The organism is Alkalihalophilus sp. As8PL (assembly GCF_040939795.1).
Lineage (GTDB): Bacteria > Bacillota > Bacilli > Bacillales > Bacillaceae_D > Alkalihalophilus > Alkalihalophilus lindianensis.
In genome coordinates this window covers 1257443-1275526 of sequence record NZ_CP162551.1, presented here as the reverse complement: position 1 = coordinate 1275526, position 18084 = coordinate 1257443, and the positions used below count along the sequence as shown (strand labels likewise).

The 18084-nt window shown below is 39.4% G+C and carries 13 protein-coding genes; 11 read left to right on the top strand and 2 right to left on the bottom strand.

The genetic code is table 11. The features are described from left to right. Window positions 1-11 precede the first annotated feature (11 nt). Together glgD and AB3N04_RS08010 are read right to left on the bottom strand one after the other, a co-directional pair. Entirely contained in the window at window positions 12-1118 is a 1107-nt protein-coding gene (glgD, locus tag AB3N04_RS08015; RefSeq protein ID WP_368505569.1) for a glucose-1-phosphate adenylyltransferase subunit GlgD, read from the bottom strand. Between the two features lie 16 nt (window positions 1119-1134). After that, complete coding sequence (locus AB3N04_RS08010; RefSeq protein WP_368505568.1) at window positions 1135-2289, bottom strand: glucose-1-phosphate adenylyltransferase; 1155 nt, start codon at window positions 2287-2289, stop codon at window positions 1135-1137. Between the two features lie 239 nt (window positions 2290-2528). On the opposite strand from AB3N04_RS08010, the gene AB3N04_RS08005 reads away from it, so the two are divergent. The 11 genes from AB3N04_RS08005 to AB3N04_RS07955 all read left to right on the top strand — a co-directional run bounded on the left by AB3N04_RS08005 (window position 2529) and on the right by AB3N04_RS07955 (window position 18018). After that, entirely contained in the window at window positions 2529-3227 is a 699-nt protein-coding gene (locus AB3N04_RS08005; RefSeq protein ID WP_368505567.1) for a DUF2225 domain-containing protein, read from the top strand. A 53-nt stretch (window positions 3228-3280) separates the two neighbouring features. Beyond that, on the top strand, window positions 3281-3763 hold the full coding sequence (locus tag AB3N04_RS08000) for a chemotaxis protein CheX (protein WP_368505566.1): 483 nt from the start codon (window positions 3281-3283) through the stop codon (window positions 3761-3763). Window positions 3764-3865: 102 nt separating this feature from the next. Next, the gene (locus tag AB3N04_RS07995) at window positions 3866-5407 is read left to right on the top strand and encodes a GNAT family N-acetyltransferase (RefSeq protein WP_368505565.1); all 1542 of its coding nucleotides are present in this window, start codon (window positions 3866-3868) and stop codon (window positions 5405-5407) included. A 104-nt stretch (window positions 5408-5511) separates the two neighbouring features. Continuing rightward, a complete protein-coding gene (locus AB3N04_RS07990) occupies window positions 5512-6036 on the top strand; it encodes a FixH family protein (protein ID WP_368505564.1) in 525 nt (174 codons plus the stop codon). A 142-nt stretch (window positions 6037-6178) separates the two neighbouring features. After that, the gene (locus tag AB3N04_RS07985) at window positions 6179-7846 is read left to right on the top strand and encodes a glycerol-3-phosphate dehydrogenase/oxidase (RefSeq protein WP_368505563.1); all 1668 of its coding nucleotides are present in this window, start codon (window positions 6179-6181) and stop codon (window positions 7844-7846) included. Window positions 7847-8011: 165 nt separating this feature from the next. Continuing rightward, window positions 8012-9748, top strand: coding sequence for a phospho-sugar mutase (locus AB3N04_RS07980; protein ID WP_368505562.1), 1737 nt, complete (start codon window positions 8012-8014; stop codon window positions 9746-9748). Between the two features lie 138 nt (window positions 9749-9886). After that, window positions 9887-11296: a SpoVR family protein gene (locus AB3N04_RS07975; protein WP_368505561.1), complete on the top strand. Its 1410-nt coding sequence runs from the start codon at window positions 9887-9889 to the stop codon at window positions 11294-11296. Between the two features lie 142 nt (window positions 11297-11438). After that, window positions 11439-11948, top strand: a complete 510-nt coding sequence (locus AB3N04_RS07970) for a YusW family protein (RefSeq protein WP_368505560.1) — start codon at window positions 11439-11441, stop codon at window positions 11946-11948. 175 nt (window positions 11949-12123) lie between these two features. Continuing rightward, window positions 12124-13875 carry an ABC transporter ATP-binding protein gene (locus tag AB3N04_RS07965; RefSeq protein ID WP_368505559.1) on the top strand — a complete coding sequence of 584 codons (1752 nt, stop codon included), beginning with the start codon at window positions 12124-12126 and terminating at the stop codon, window positions 13873-13875. A 15-nt stretch (window positions 13876-13890) separates the two neighbouring features. After that, window positions 13891-15699, top strand: coding sequence for an ABC transporter ATP-binding protein (locus AB3N04_RS07960; RefSeq protein WP_368505558.1), 1809 nt, complete (start codon window positions 13891-13893; stop codon window positions 15697-15699). A 339-nt stretch (window positions 15700-16038) separates the two neighbouring features. After that, complete coding sequence (locus AB3N04_RS07955) at window positions 16039-18018, top strand: EAL domain-containing protein (RefSeq protein WP_368505557.1); 1980 nt, start codon at window positions 16039-16041, stop codon at window positions 18016-18018. The last annotated feature ends 66 nt before the right edge of the window (window positions 18019-18084 follow it).

Below are 18084 nucleotides of genomic sequence, written 5' to 3'. Positions count from 1 at the left end.
TCCTTTAGCATTTAGATCACCTTTCGCTTTGCTACAACGTAAGGTTGCGTATATGCGCCTATTAAGGTCTTATTTGAGGTGAGGGTAATATCTTTATCTAAGATGACATTTCTAAGCACCGTTCCCTTTTCAACGATGCACCGTTGCATAATAATGGAGTTCTCAATAATGGCACCACTTTCTACTTTTACCCCGCGAAAGAGAATGCTATTGGTGACTTCACCTTCAATTACACATCCATTAGCGAGTAAGGAATTCCTTACCTTTGAGCCCTTTTTATAAACCGTTGGCGGCTCGTTTTTTATTTTGGTTAATAATGGTTTTTCTGATAAAAATAATTGAGCAAAATGCTGATCAGAAAGTAGCTTCATACTTTCTTGATAATAAGAAGGTAATGAATCAATAACAGCTAAGTAGCCATTATAGGAGTAGCTTGTGATATGCAGTCGATCTGCATTCGTCATAATCCCCTCTTCAAATAAAAATGATTTACCTCTTGATATACAAGAGTCCACTAAATCGAGAAGAAGATCCTTCTTAATGACGTACGTATTCATATAGTGATTTGGGTTATCTGAGTCATTAGATAGAGCTGTTGCATGTCCTTTTTCATCTATAACCAACTTTTTAGAAAAACGATTGTCACTCAAGATACTTGGGTTGTGCTGATAAACAACCGTCACATCAGCCTTTGTATGAAGGTGATGGTTAAATACCTCCTCAAAATCAATCCTGCTTACATGCTGACTGCCTGTTATTAATACATGATCAGCATGGCCACGAGCAAAGAAATCGCGATTATTATGATAATGCTGGAGTTCCCCTTTAGAAATATCAGTTGGATCATTCCAATCTGGAGGTAAAATAAATAGGCCTCCTTTTACATGATCGAGATCCCATGCCTTTCCATTCCCCAAGTGATCCATTAATGATCGATATTTTCTTCTTGTAAAGACAGCGATCTCTGACATATTCGCATTCACCATATTGGATAAAACAAAGTCGATAAGACGATAACGCCCACCAAATGGTACAGCGGCTCCGCAGCGGAAATACGTAAGCTCACCAAGTAAATCTTGTTCAGCATCTAAGTTAATTACTCCCATTAATCTGTTCAATGAATAAACAGCCTCCTTACGTCAACATCGTTAACGCTTCAAATTTTGTTTCGTTATCAATGACGATAATCTCTTCTTTTTGTGAAGTGATAACTGTGTCATCTGGTATAGTCGTTCCTTCTGTGACTATGACATTTTTTAATTGAACACGTTGACCGACTTTGACATTAGGCATCAATATTGAGCCACTAACCACGCTATGCTTGCCTACTTCCACTCCGTGAAACAGAATCGCTTTTTGAAGTCTTCCATATACAAGACAGCCTTCATTAATGAAGGACTGACTTACTTTAGCTGAATTAGCTACATATTGAGGTGGCTGGTTAGGGTTCGCAGAATAAATTCTCCAGTTATCTTCATTAAGACGAAGAGGAGAGTCTGGATCTAGCAAGTCCATACTAGCTTCCCAATAACTTTGAACGGTTCCAACGTCTCTCCAATAGCTAGAAAAAGGATAGGCTACAAGCTTGCAATGATCATCAAGCATGGCAGGTATAACGTTTTTACCAAAGTCATGTTCAGACTCTATGTCGCTCGCATCGGCCATAAGAAATTGTTTTAAATAGGACCACGTAAAGAGATAAACACCCATTGAAGCTAGATTACTTTTAGGTGTAAGGGGCTTTTCTTCAAATTCTGTAATTGTATAGTAAGCATCTGTATTCATAATGCCAAAGCGACTTGCTTCATTCCAAGGAACTTCAATGACGGAGATTGTCACATCTGCTTGTTTTTCCTTGTGATAGGTGAGCATTTTATCGTAATCCATCTTGTAAATATGATCCCCTGATAAAATAAGAACGTACTCCGGATCGTATTGTTCAATAAAGCACATGTTTTGATAAATGGCATCTGCTGTCCCTAAATACCAGGAGCCACCTGCTTTCTCCACAAATGGTGGTAGGGCGGTGAGGCCTCCTTTTCTATGATCAAGACCCCAAGGCGTACCAATCCCAAGATGGGTGTTAAGGGCTAGAGGCTCGTACTGAGTAAGCACACCAACCGTATCAATTCCTGAATTTGTGCAATTGCTAAGAGGGAAATCAATAATCCGGTACTTGCCCCCAAAGTAGACAGCGGGTTTTGCCATTTTTTTAGTCAGTAAACCAAGGCGTTTTCCTTCTCCACCAGCTAGTAGCATAGCAACACATTCTTTTTTATTCGTTGTCATCTTTACAACCCCACTTTCCGTCATCTTACATAGCAAAATCTCTCAAACCTTTCTTCCTATCTACTCTATGACTGTGCAAACGCTTATCATTCCTAGTAATGCAATAAAAATAAATAAAATAAAATTAGGTAAAAAGTTATAAAAATAATTTGTTTTATGTCGATATAAGAATATGAGTAGCGAATCGCACATCTTTTATACTAATATAGATATAAAACTATAGAACTAAGGTGAGGCTTGTGAATGGTGAGATAAAGCCGCTTTATGACAAAGAATGTACATGCATGGCCTGTAACCAAACGTTTGTAACTAAAAGACTACGCACTCGCTTTGTGAAAGTGAAAAAAATACATAGTAATTTTTTCACAGAATATAAAATTCCTAGTCTGAATCCGAGTTATTACGAGGTTTCTGTATGCCCTTACTGCGGGTTTGCTTCTACAGAAATGTTTTCTTCTACTTTCCCTGTAGGAACAAAAGAAGCGATAAAAGATCAGTTCTCTCTTTGGCAGAGGCAAGAGTTTGGTGGAGAAAGAACGCCAAGCGATGCGATCCGAACGATGAAACTAGGGTTAATCTCAGCTTCCTTAAAAAAAGAGAAATCTATTGTGATAGCAGGGCTCTGTTTACGATTGGCTTGGTTATATAGAGGAACAAGTAACCACAAGGAAGAGGAACGTTATTTAGCGCAAGCATTGAAATATTATAGAGATTCTTATCAACATGCTGATTATATTGGGACTCAGATGACGGATATGCGCATTCTCTACTTGATTGCAGAGTTATTAAGAAAGCTAGGAAATCAAGCGGAAGCGATACGTTACTTTAGTGAAGTGATTCATCATAAGAATCGCGCGCTAGAAGCCAATCTTGTAGAAATGGCTAGAGAGCAATGGTACATCATGCGTCAAGACATCAAAGAAGTAGATAATCATTAATAATGAAAGAAAGTTACCGTAGGGTTTTAGCTAATTAGAGGAGGTCTGACGTTTTGAATGTACAATATGTAAATGCAATTTGCCGGGCAACAAAATCGATTTTAACGGGACATCTAGGTGTCGAAGTAGATATATTACGACCATCTGCTGGTAGTGGGTCCGTTCCATCAAATGATATTTCAGTCATCTTAGGAGTGAAAGGGGAATTAAAAGGTCAGATTATCTGCACCTTTTCAACAGAAACAGCCATTAATATAGTGAGTGCAATGATGGGTGGTATGGAAGTACAACAATTAGATAATATGGGTTGGAGTGCTGTACAAGAGTTTGGAAACTGGGTTGCAGGGACGACGGCAACTGAACTTTCTAAAGAAGAATGTATCATTGATGTAACACCTCCAGTAATCAATGAGGGTGAATCGAAATTCCACTCAAGCTATCCATATATTACAGTTCCACTAGGAAGTCCGATAGGTGATATTCGAGTTCATATTTCCGTATCAGAAGATGATTCATTGAGAAGATCTGCTATATAGAGCAGATCTTTTTTTTTGTTTTGGCTCTCTAAGTGAAAAGAGTGTTCAAATCGACAAAAAACGGGTAAACTCATGGATGTTATGGTAAAGGAGATGATGAAAGTGTCAGAAATTGATGTTTCCAAATTTGAGAAAAGAATGATTATCCGTACCATCGAAGAAAAAGACTTCGATGCGATTATAAATATGCAAAAATTATGCTTTCCAAACATGGAGCCATGGAAGAGAGAGCATCTTCAAAGTCATATTGATATTTTCCCAGAAGGTCAATTTTGTGTAGAGTATGATGGTGAAATCATTGGTTCTTGTTCGAGTTTAATTATTAACTTTGATGAGTATGATGATCAGCATACATGGGATGAGATCACAGATGAGGGGTATATTACAAACCATGATCCTGAAGGCTATAATTTATATGGGATTGAGGTAATGGTTCACCCAAAATATCGCCGTATGAAAATTGGTCGTAGGCTTTATGAGGCAAGAAAAGATTTAGCGCGGGAACTTAACTTAAAAAGTATTATTATCGGTGGTAGAATTCCAAACTACCATACTCATGCAAAAGAACTAACCCCCCGACAATATGTGGAAGAAGTAACGATGCATAATCTTTATGATCCAGTTTTAACGTTCCAAGTAATGAATGGTTTTTCATTAAAGCGAATCAACCAAAACTATTTAGAAGATGACAAAGCATCTATGCGTTATGCGACATTAATGGAATGGAATAATATTGATTACCGTCCGAAATCACCGAAGCGCCAATTTAAAACGTCCTTCCCAGTAAGGATTACAACGATTCAATATGAAATGAAAAAAATTTCATCCTTTGAGGATTTTGCGATTCAGTGTGAATACTATACGGATGTTGCAGCGAGTTACCAATCAGACTTTGCTGTTTTCCCAGAGATTTTCACTTTACAACTGCTTTCTTTTCTTCCAGAAAAGAGTCCAAGTCGTGCCATTCGTCGTCTAACGGAATTCACAGAAGACTATATTGAATTGTTTACGACTCTAGCCGTTAAGTACAACGTTAATATCATCGGAGGGTCGCATTTTGTAGAGGAAGAAGGCAAGATCTATAACATTGCTTATTTATTCCGGCGTGACGGAACGATTGAAAAACAATACAAACTGCATATCACTCCTAATGAGCGTAAATTCTGGGGAATTCATGGTGGCGATCGTGTCAATGTTTTTGATACCGATTGCGGGAAAATCGCGATTCAAATTTGTTATGACATAGAATTTCCTGAGCTTGGTCGTATTGCAGTTGATAAAGGTGCTAATATTATCTTTACTCCATTCTGTACAGATGATCGCCAAGGATACTTACGCGTACGTTACTGCTCCCAAGCGCGTGCCATTGAAAATCAAGTATATACCGTCTTATCTGGTACAGTAGGTAACTTATCAGAAGTAGAAAATATGGATATTCAATACGCGCAATCGGGCATCTTCAGTCCATCTGATTTTACCTTTGCCCGTGATGGGATTGTAGGTGAGTGTAATCCAAATATCTCTACAGTTGTCGTTGGAGATGTAGACCTTGAAATCTTACGTCGTCATCGTCGTGCCGGAAGTGTGAATCAACTTCGCGATCGTAGACATGACGTCTATAAGATTGTTTATAAACAAGATTAAATATTTTGGCCACGTGAAGCTTCACGTGGCTATTTCACTGTCTCTTAATGGTTTAGTTGCCTCCTTTATTGGTTAAGATGAAGACATAAATGGGAGGTAATGATATGAAGCTTGGGAAGTTGCTGCAACCTGAACTATTAACGCCGATTATCTTTTTTATATTTATGGTAGGATCGATATTCTTTTTGTTTCAAATAGGAGGAACAAAGGAACAGGTAGTGACCAATTGGTCGATGGATGTAGTGGGATTGAGTGAGCTGTATCGCACGGGTGAGGCTGTTGATCTTCATCTATTTTTAGAAGATGAACAAGGCCATCCGATAGAAGATGCCAATGTTACATTGGTGTTAGATAGACCGGAAACTGTACATCATTTGGAGAAAGTGATGCATCGTGTAGAAGGCGGCTTATACGAAACGGAAGCCATTTTCTCTCTTCCTGGTACGTGGATTGGCATGGTTGAAGCGAGTAGAGGTGGACACGTGTACCGAAACCAATTTTTCTTAACAGTAGATGGAGCAATTATCGCCGACACAAGTCGTGACCCGAGTGATCATTTCACTTTAGATCAACCATTGCCAGAATTTTTACAAAAAGAAATGGAAGCGATGTCAACACCGAGTCCATAATACTTTTCAAATAATACCAATAGCGTTATAATGTTTATACATTAAAAAGAGTTCGGTAACACGGAGACTACAACATTCAGCAGGGCGAAGGAGACTCTGTAAATGATTGTGGTCTTTTTTAAAGGGTAGAGGGGTGAAGTGAGTGACACATACGTTCTCAAGTGAAATGCGTTCGTCATATGTAAGTGCGTTGAAAACAAAAGATCTAGATTTGCTGGTTATTGGTGGTGGAATTACAGGAGCTGGTATTGCCCTCGATGCTTCTTCACGTGGACTTTCTACAGGTTTATTAGAAATGCAAGATTTCGCAGCTGGGACATCTAGCCGTTCAACGAAACTGGTACATGGTGGTTTGAGGTACTTAAAGCAACTTGAAGTGAAACTCGTAGCTGAAGTAGGAAAAGAAAGAGCGGTTGTCTATGAAAATGCCCCTCATGTTACATCGCCAGAGTGGATGTTGTTGCCGATCTTTAAGGATGGTACATTTGGCAAGTTATCGACGTCGCTTGGTCTGAATGTCTACGATCGGCTTGCTGATGTACGTAAAGGCGAAAGGCGACATATGTTAAGTAAAAAAGAAACTCTAAAGCGCGAACCCTTATTAAAAAAAGAGAAATTAAAAGGGGGAGGAGTGTATGTAGAGTATCGTACGGATGATGCAAGATTGACGATTGAAGTGATGAAGGAAGCTGTCCGTCGTGGCGCGATTGCTATTAACTATATGAAGGTTGAATCCTTCTTATATGAAGATGGACGAGCAATCGGTGTAGTAATGGTTGATCAACTTTCAGGAGAAGCACATAAAGTGTTTGCTAAGAAAATCGTTAATGCAGCAGGGCCATGGGTCGACACCTTACGGGAACAAGATCGCTCAAAGATCGGAAAGCATCTTAGACTCTCAAAAGGGGTTCATCTTGTAATGGATCATTCTCGTTTTCCTCTCAGTCAAGCTGTATATTTTGATACTGAAAAAGATGGACGAATGGTCTTTGCCATTCCTCGTGATGGGAAAACCTACATTGGTACGACGGATACTTATTTTGAAGGGGAAATTGCGAACCCTCGCATGACCATCGCTGATCGAGACTACATATTAGCAGCAGCTAACTTTATGTTTCCGTCCTTACACCTTACACCCAATGATGTGGAATCAAGCTGGACAGGGTTAAGACCGCTCATTTTTGAAGAGGGTAAAGGTGCTTCTGAAGTTTCTAGAAAAGATGAAGTTTTTACATCTGAATCTGGATTGATTTCCATTGCAGGTGGAAAATTAACCGGCTATCGAAAAATGGCTGAGCGTATTGTCGATTCTGTATGCAGAGAAATAGGCATACCTGTTACCTGTCAAACTGAATCGATCACATTGTCAGGCGGACATGTTGGAGGCATCGATCAATTCGGATCATTTATAAAAGAGCATACAAGAGAAGGGGTGAGTCTTGGCTTAAGCGAGGCACAAGCGTATTCCTTATCAAAGCTGTATGGCTCAAACGTGACCAAAGTCTTCGCGAAGCTTAGACAAACAAAAAAACATGCCGAAGCGTTTCATCTTCCAAAAGAATTACTTGCTCAATTAAGATATGGGATTGAAGAAGAGATGGTTGTCACACCGATTGATTTCTTTAATAGAAGAACGGGGGCGCTTTTCTTTAATATTGACTGGGTAATTCAAAATAAAGAAGCGGTCCTTCGCTATATGAAAGCAGTGTTTGAGTGGAGTGAAGAAGTGACTGAGAAGTATGAGAAGGAACTTAATGATGAAATCTACTATGCGAGGACACCGGTAGTGAGTGAAGAGCCTTCTATGTAGAGAGAGCGAATTTGTGCTCTTTTCTTTTTGGGTATATTGTTTAGGTAGAGGGTGCTGGGGTAGGGATAAAGTAGGGGATGGAAAATTCCTAAAAGGGTTCGGCTCTATAGTGTGGAATAGTATATACTATTAGTCGGAGATGCGATTAAAAAGGGGGAACACGAGATGAATTGGAGAGCTCGGTATGAAAAATGGAACAACTTTTTTGCTTTAGAAACAGAATTAAAAGATGCCCTTACGACGATCGAAGGGGATGAGCAAGCGCTTGAGGATTGTTTTTACAAGGATTTGGAATTTGGAACTGGTGGTATGCGTGGTGAGATTGGCCCCGGACCAAACCGTATGAATACATATACGATTCGCCGAGCTGCTGAAGGGTTAGCTCGTTATATTAGTGCACAAGGTCAAGAGGCAAAAGAAAGAGGCGTGGCCATTGCATTTGATTCACGACATAAATCACCAGAGTTTGCTATGGCTGCGGCGTTAACATTAGGAAAGCATGGCATTCAAACATACTTATTTCATGATCTGCGTCCAACACCAGAACTATCTTATGCTGTACGTAAGTTAAATGCATTTGGTGGTATTGTAGTTACAGCAAGCCATAACCCGCCCGAATATAACGGGTTTAAAGTGTATGGTCCAGACGGGGGTCAATTGCCTCCGGGTCCTGCAGATGAGTTAGTGAATTACGTCAATAGCATAGAAGACGAACTTACGATTGAAGTGGCAGATGAAATGGAATTAAAGGGGCAGCGCTTACTTCAAGTCATTTCTGATGAGATCGATGATGCATATAACGAAGAATTAAAATCGATTCTTATTCAACCTGATTTATTAAAAGAAGCAGGGCAAGATGTGAAAATTGTCTTTACACCATTACATGGGACAGCGAACATTTCTGTTCGTCGTGTATTGAGTGAAGTAGGATTTCCTCATGTGATGGTTGTTGCAGAACAGGAATTACCTGATCCTCAATTTTCTACCGTCACCTCTCCTAACCCAGAAGAGCCTGCAGCCTTTGCCTTAGCCATTGAATATGGTGAAAAAGAAGGAGCAGATTTGTTACTAGCAACAGATCCTGATGCCGATCGTGTTGGCCTTGCTGTAAAGAATAACGACGGTGAGTACATTGTTCTGACCGGAAATCAAACAGGAGCACTCTTACTTGATTACATTTTAAGTCAAAAAGAAAAGCAGGGTACATTGCCTGCTAATGGTATAGTCATGAAGACGATTGTTACGTCAGAGTTAGGGCGTACAATTGCTGAACATTATGGAATAACGGCATTGGATACATTGACTGGATTTAAATTCATTGGTGAGAAGATTGGTCAATTTGAACAGTCTGGTGAACATACTTTCCTATTTGGTTATGAGGAAAGCTATGGATATTTGATTGGTGACTTCGTTCGTGATAAAGATGCGGTGCAAGCATGTCTCGCAGCAGCAGAATTGGCTGCTTACTATAAGTCTCGTAACATGTCTATTTACGAAGGATTACTTGAAATGTATGAGAAATATGGTTATTACCAAGAATCTCTACAGTCATTGACCCTTAAAGGGAAGGCAGGAGTAGAAAAAATCAATTCGATTATTGCTTCCTTTAGAGAAGAGCCGCCTATTGAGCTAAACGGAATTCGAGTTGCCTATATTGAAGACTATCAGTCCCGCGAGTCTAAAGATGTTTCAATTGCCCAAGCCAGTGCAATCGAATTGCCAAAATCAAATGTGTTGAAATACAAACTTGAGGACGGTTCTTGGTTCTGCATTCGCCCTTCCGGAACAGAGCCGAAAGTAAAGTTTTACTTTGGCGTTCAAAAAGCTACAGATGAAGAGAGCAAACAAAGCTTACAAGCATTAGAACAAGCTGTTATGAACCGCGTTCATGCAAATAGTTAATATGTTTCCAATGGTGGAGCACTCAGGACTAGTAAAAAGTCTTGAGTGCTTTTCTTTTTACCCGTTCAATAGTTCTCATGAATTGTCTTACTCTCTCATAAAATGAAGGAAGCAAGTTTCAAGGAGGGGGATTTAGATATGGATAACTGGAAGGAGCTCGAGCGTGCAATTGCTGAAATAACAGAAATTGCAGAAGGCTTCGGACTTGATTTTTATGAGATGCGTTATGAAATTTGTCCTGCTGAAATCATTTATACATTTGGTGCATACGGAATGCCGACACGTTATTCACATTGGAGTTTTGGAAAGCAATTTCACAAAATGAAGCTGCAGTATGACCTTGGACTAAGTAAAATTTATGAGCTTGTTATTAATTCAGATCCTTGCTATGCCTTCTTATTAGATAGCAATTCCTTAATTCAAAATAAACTAATAGTCGCTCACGTCTTAGCTCATTGTGATTTCTTTAAAAACAACGTCCGGTTCTCAAATACCCGCAGAGACATGGTTGAAAGTATGAGTGCTACTGCTGATCGCATTGCTCATTATGAACATGTATACGGAAAGGAAGAAGTAGAAAATTTTCTCGATGCGGTGCTAGCGATCCAAGAACATATTGACCCAAGTCTCGTTCGTCCAAAGCTTGCCTGGAGTATAGATGATGATAAAAATACGAAGCCAGTTAAAGCTAGGGGCGAGTATGATGATCTATGGACACTTGATAAAAACGGAAAAGTAGAAGAAATGAAGCCAGTTAATAAACGTCAGTTCCCACCAAGTCCCGAAAAAGATATTCTCTTATTCATTGAAGAGTATAGTAGAGAACTTGAGCCGTGGCAGCGTGACATCTTAACGATGATGAGAGAGGAAATGCTTTATTTCTGGCCACAGCTTGAAACAAAAATTATGAATGAAGGTTGGGCGTCTTTCTGGCATTCACGGATTCTTCGCGAGATGGATTTAACCAGTTCGGAAACGATTGAATTTGCCAAATTAAATGCAGGTGTCGTTCAACCTTCTAAGACATCGATTAATCCGTATTATTTAGGACTAAAGATATTTGAAGACATCGAAGAACGCTATAATAACCCAACAAAAGATATGCAAGAACGACAAAGGGTAAAGCCAGGTAGTGGGCGAGAGAAGATGTACGAGGTGCGAGAAATTGAATCTGACATCTCTTTTATCCGTAACTATTTAACGAAAGATCTTGTCATGCGAGAGGATATGTATTTGTTCCAGAAACAAGGAGCGGAGTATAAAGTAGTCGATAAAGCGTGGGAGCATGTGCGTGATCAACTCGCTTCCTCTCGTGTTAATGGAGGTTTCCCTTACTTAACGGTCACAGATGGAGACTATTTAAAAAATGGAGAACTCTACATTACCCACTCGTTTGAAGGAACAGAGCTTGATGTTAGTTATTTAGAAAAAGTCCTTCCATATATGCATCAATTGTGGGGACGCTCTGTTCATATTGAATCGATTATTAATGAGAAACGAATTGTCTTTATCTATGATGGAAAAAAGGTGCATCGTAAGTATTTATAATCGATTATGCAGCTATCTCTTAAGGAGATGGCTTTTTTCTTTTGGAGAAAAAGTATAATCATTCCACCTCTTGTTTACACTAAGGTTTGTACATTAGTCCTGAGGGTATATGATTGAAAACAAAAAACGGAGGAGATTATACATGAACGCTATTAAATTGTTCTTATTAAGCTTAGGTATGATATTGTTTTTAGCAGCTTGCGGAGGTAATGATGAGGTTTCTGAGCCCCCAGCAGATGCACCAGTAGAAGAGGATGACTCAATGTTTGATGATAATGAAGAAGCAGAAGCTCCTGCTGATGAATCAGACGAGATGGCAGATGGCGGGGCATATTCATTCACACATTTTGAATTAGATGTTGAGTACCCAGATAATCAAGAGATTGATGTTGATTATGAAAACGAACAAGATGGTGTGGAGGCAAAGTATCGTAATGACTTAGAGGGAATCGACCTTGAAGGTGATGAAGCGATGCAAGAGCTAGAGGCTTACTTCTCTCAATTAGATTTTGATCAGTCAACCATTGATGATGAAGTGATTGAGCAAGTTATTTCAGCCTTTAATCTTGATCCATCTTATACAGAACTTGAGCTAGATATTGAGTTTACAGATGGTACAGAAAAAGAGTATAAGCATCAAGGAGATCAATAATAGATGAAACGCATCACTTCGGTGGTGCGTTTTTTAGTGGAAATCAATGACTGAAAATTTAAAATAGACTGTTGACTTAGGGCTTGTTTTCCAAGTATGATTAGATTTGCTCACTGATTCATTCGGGTACCGAATGAATTTGAAAGAAATTGGATAGGAAAAGGTAGGTGGTTCAATGGAGACGTTCAAACGTTTAAAGCGCTTTTATTGGCCGTATAAGAGTTATTTTATTTGGTCTCTTGTTGCCCTTCTTGGAGTGACGGGAATGACGGTTATGTATCCGATCATCTTGCAATATACAATTGACCATGCTGTTTTAGCTGGAAATTATGATTTAATTCCATACTTAGTTGTTGGATTGGTCATTGTTATGGCAATCAAAGGGGTTACCGTCTACATTCATCAATACTTAGGAGATTTATTTGGGATTACAGCGGTTCATCGCTTACGGAATTCACTCTATGAAAAGCTGCAATATTTACCTTTTCGTTACTATGATAATGCGAAAACTGGGGATCTCATGTCCCGATTAACAGGGGATGTAGAAACGTTTCGTTTTTTCCTTTCCTTTGGGTGTGCACAACTCGTTAACTTTGTTTTACTTGTTGGCTTTAGTATGGGGGTTATGTTCTATTATTCTGTTCCACTAACGCTTGTGACAATGGCCATGCTGCCATTTTTGGCAATTGTGGTCTGGAAATTTGATAAACGTGTCCATCCTGGCTTTCGGGGGATTCGTAAATCTCTCGCAAAGCTTAATACGAAGGTGCAAGAAAATGTTAGTGGTGTTCATACCGTTAAAGCTCTTTCTCAAGAAAATGAAGAGATTCACCGTTTCGATCACACAAATGATGACTATAAACAGAAACATTTAGATATCTCAAAGATCTGGGGAAATTATTTTCCTTTGATGGAGTTTATCGGAAATCTTTCGGCTGTGTTCTTATTAGCCTTTGGAGGATATCTTGTCATTCAAGGTAGCTTACAGCCTGGTGAGCTTGTTGCTTTCTTTAGTTTGGTCTGGTACATCATTGGCCCGATTATGAACCTAGGCTTTATCATTAATATGTTCTCTCAATCGAAAGCATCCGGAGAGCGGTTGTTAGAAATTCTAGATGAAGAAGAGCGCCTTGATGGGGCTAATGAGAGCAGTACGATGAAGCGTTTAGTTGGAGAAGTATCATTTAATCAGGTTTCCTTGCATTACGGGGAAAAAGAAGGGGCTGCATTAAAGGATTTAACGTTCCATGTAGCAGAAGGGAAAACCATTGGGTTAGTAGGAGCCACGGGTTCTGGAAAATCGAGTATTGCCCAATTGATTACGAGATTTTACGAAAAAAGTGCAGGCGAAATTCTTATTGATGGAGAACCAATTGAGAGTTACTCACTAGCTCAGCTGCGTCAAAATATCGGGGTTGTCATGCAAGAAACCTTTTTGTTCTCATCAACGATTCGCGACAATCTCGCCTATGGTCGACCAGAAGCTACGAAGGAGGACATTATAGCTGCAGCTAAACGGGCAGATGCTCACGAATTCATTTCGGAACTTCCTGATGGTTATGATACGGTGCTAGGAGAACGTGGTCTCGGCTTGTCTGGTGGGCAAAAGCAGCGTATTGCGATTGCACGAGCGATTATTATGAATCCTAGTATTCTCATTTTAGATGATGCTACAAGTGCAGTTGATATGCAAACGGAAGTGAAAATTCAGCGTGCATTTCGGGAGTTAATGAAAGGACGCACGACTTTCATCATTGCTCATCGCATTTCGTCTGTGAAGCATGCCGATGAAATTCTCGTTCTAGACCGTGGTGAGATCACTGAGCGAGGGACTCATCAACAATTATTAAAACAAGAAAATGGTCTATATAAAAGAATTTATGATATCCAAAATCAAGACCAAGAATATGTGTTGCAGCAAGCATAAGGAGGTGTAGCCATTATGCAACATACAGAAAAGAAAGCTAGGTTTCATTATTCGACGGAACAAGTGATCGAAAAGCCCTTCAACTGGATGCAGATGCTCCGACTGTTAGGCTACATGAGGCCTTATGCTTGGACACTTTTACCAAAGACGATTATTGTCATGTTACTTGCCACAGCCGTTCGGTTAATTGTACCGATTTTTATTGGGGTATATGCATTAGATCGAGCGATAGAACAAAATAATTTATCCCTAATTTATACGTATGCTGGGATTGTTCTTGCGCTGTACCTTGTAGCATATGTCGCCAATGTCTTTCGAATTAGATGGATGAATGAGCTGGGACAACATATTATTTATGACATCAGAAAAGCTCTTTTCAAACATATTCAAAGACTTTCCCACCGTTTCTTCGATCAACGCTCTGGCGGGTCGATTCTAGTTCGAGTTATTAATGATGTCAACTCGATGCAAGATTTATTCACAAATGGTGTAGTGAATTTATTGATGGATATCATTATGCTTGTGGGGATTATTATCATTTTGTTTACATTAAGCCCTGAGCTTGCAATCTTAGTATTAATTGTGCTTCCGATTATGTTTATGATCTCTACGCAACTTCGCCGGAAGATTCGTCGGTCTTGGCAAACAGTGAGGGTTCGTCAATCAAAGCTGAACTCCCATTTAAATGAGAGTATTCAAGGGATTCGTGTTACTCAAGCGTATTCACAAGAAAAAGAGAATATGGACTTTTTTAATCGAGTCAATACTGATAACTTTGAGAGTTGGAAGACGGCCACGAAGATGAACGCGATGTTTCGTCCGTTTGTTGAGATGGCAAGTGCGATTGGCGCAGTCGTTCTTATTTGGTATGGTTCACATCTTTATCAAACCGGAGCTGTGACAATTGGGGTCTTCGTTTCGTTTGCTTTTTACCTAGGGATGTTCTGGGAACCAATTTCCCGCTTAGGGCAAGTGTACAATCAGCTATTAGTCGGGATGGCTTCTTCTGAGAGAATCTTTGAATTTCTTGATGAGAAACCGTCAGTTCCAGAAAAAGAGAATGCTAAAACGATTAAAGATGTCAGAGGAGAAATTGTCTTTAAAGGTGTAGAATTTTCATATGATGACAAACGCAAAGCTCTCCATGAAGTCAATCTTACTTTTAACGCAGGGCAGACGATTGCTTTAGTTGGGCATACTGGTTCAGGTAAATCTACGATTGTTAATTTGATGAGCCGATTCTATGACCCGACTAAAGGAAGTGTCACATTAGATGGAGTGGACTTACGAGATTTGAAATTAGATGATTTGCGGACAAATGTTAGTTATGTCTTACAAGATACCTTCATATTTGCTGGTACGATCATGGATAACATTAGGTTCGGTAAGCCAACTGCTACAGATGAGGAAGTCATTTCTGCTGCTAAAGCCATTGGGGCGCATTCCTTTATCGAACGATTAGAAGAGGGCTATAAAACTGAAGTAGAGGAAAAAGGGAATGTGTTGTCAGTAGGAGAAAGGCAACTATTATCTTTTGCTAGAGCGCTCCTTGCTGACCCGAAAATTTTAATCTTAGATGAGGCAACAGCAAGCATTGATACAGAAACTGAGTTGACGATTCAAGCAGGGCTGAAAAAGCTTCTACATAATCGTACGGCGATTATGATAGCCCACCGTTTATCGACGATTCGTGATGCTGATCATATCATTGTACTTGACCATGGTGATGTGATGGAGGCAGGTACTCATGATGAATTAATGAAAAAGCAAGGCATCTATTTCAAACTTGTCCAATCACAATATGCGGCAATGACAGCTGAATAACAAGTGAAGGAGACTTATAAATGGCTTGGCCATTTATAGGTCTTCTTTCTTGGGAAAGAGATCTTTTTTTCAGAATGAAAGCTTTTCATTCACTATGGGTAGGATACCACTTCCTCAAAATACGATAAGGACGAAGCTAGTGGTTAGGTGGGGGAGAAATATGCCTTTTCGTAACAAAGGAGACAGGAGCATCGTTTGCTTTAGCTAATATGGTTCTTCCCCTCTTATGTAAATACTTGTACTAATTGTAAAAGAAAAGTCTTACTGCATGGTATAATAGAATTAGATTGGTGAGTAAGAACAGAATAGAAATAGAAGTGATGTAAGGAGGGATGAAAGATGGAAAGTGAAAAGGGGGAGAAGTGGTCTCCTATATTTCAGGTGTGTACAGACCTCAATTTGTCGGTTGCAATTGTCTCTGATGAAAATAAAATCATTTCTTATAATGACTGCACAAAAAAGTTGTTGGTTCATCCGATGATGCAGTTAAAAACGGTTCTACATCAACTTGCTGAGTCACCAAACCAAGTGACCAAGCAAGAACTAACATTACAAGGACAAGCTTTTATAGTCTATAAAAACCAGCTAGAAGAAATAAAAGGATTTTCCTATCTCTTGCTTTATCCTGCTGATAATCGTTTAGAGTTAATGAGTGAAATTGAGCAACAGTTAGAGCAAATTGTAAATACGAGATTTGAAGGCACCTTAATTCATGATCTTGGTAAAATTATCGACGTTGATGAAAGATCAGCAACATTGTTTGGTTATAAGCGTCAAGAATTGATTCATTTATCCGTCTTTGAACTAATTTCCCCTGAAGAATGGACTAAAGCTCAAGATGCAATTGTTAATAGAAAACAAGAGCCCTTCGAATTGAAAGGTTTACATAAAAACGGTTCGACCATCTATGTGGAGGTTCAAGGTCGTCCTTACCCCTATAAGAAAAAAGAAGTTCGCCTTGTTGCGCTACGTGATATCACAGAGCGTAAGCAACAAGAAGATAGAATTACCTACTTAGCTTATCATGATGAAGTGACAGGGCTAATGAATCGTCGAGCATTTCAAGAAAAAGTAACAAGACAACTTAGTGAGCTTAAGAGTGAAGAGTCTGTTGTTGTAGCGACAATAGGTTTGAATCGCTTGAAAACGGTAAATGACGCAATGGGAATTGAAGCAGGTAATCGGTTAGTAAAGGAAGTAAGTGAGATTCTGAAGCAAAAGTGTGCCCCGAATCTTCTTGTAGCTCGCTTAGATGGGGATGAATTTATTCTAACTTTTACGACTAAAATAGAGGAAGAGTCTATCCTTTCAACGGTTGAAGAGGTCCTGCATTGCTTTGATGAACCTCTGCAATTAGATGAGTTTTATTTCCATGTTCATCTTTGCGCGGGAATTAGTATGTCTAATCAGGTCACCATGGATGTGAATGAGTTAATTAGACAAGCGGAAGTTGCCCTTCATACGATTAAAGATTCTACGCATGGATCTATTCAAGTGTATGAAATGGAAATGAGCACAGGGTCCATTCGTGAGATGATTATTGAAAACGAGCTACGGCATGCGGTATCGAAGCAAGAATTTTCATTGGCTTTTCACCCACAGGCCTGCTTGGCTACTGGACAGTTATCCGGTGTCGAAGCCTTGTTACGCTGGAATAGCTCTGCACTTGGTCAAGTATCCCCTTTGGAATTTATTGGAGTTGCTGAGAGAACTGGCTTAATTATTCCTATTGGAAAATGGGTAATTGAACAAGCTTGTCACTATGCTGCAAACCTTGAAAAAGAATTAAATCGACCAGTTCGCATGGGGGTAAATTTATCACCAGTTCAATTTGTTCAACCTAATCTAGTAGAAATCATCACAAAAGCCCTTTCTAATGCTAAGCTTAATCCATCATCCTTAGAGCTAGAAATTACCGAGTCCGTGGCGATGGAAGATGAGCAACAGGTGATGGAAAAGCTGATTGCCCTTCGAGAATTAGGGGTTGCTGTTTCGGTTGATGACTTTGGTACAGGCTACTCGTCGTTGCAGTATTTAAGTCAATATCCCATTGATAAATTAAAAATAGATAAGTCGTTTTTAAGGGTTCAAACGAAAACCAATCAAACGATTATCAAATCTATTGTTTCAATGGGGCATAACATGGGGATGAAAGTGATTGCTGAAGGGGTGGAAACCTTTGATGATGTCGCCCTCCTGCAACGATTAGAGTGTGATGAAATGCAAGGATTTGTTTGGACAAAACCACTTCCATTTGCAGATTTATTGACAAAATTAAAAGGTGCAGAAGCTTTCCCACTACAAACAGCGAGAAATTGATTGACATTTCTAATAAATCAGATACTATTGAACTATTATCCAAATATAAAATGTTAGAGGTGTCAC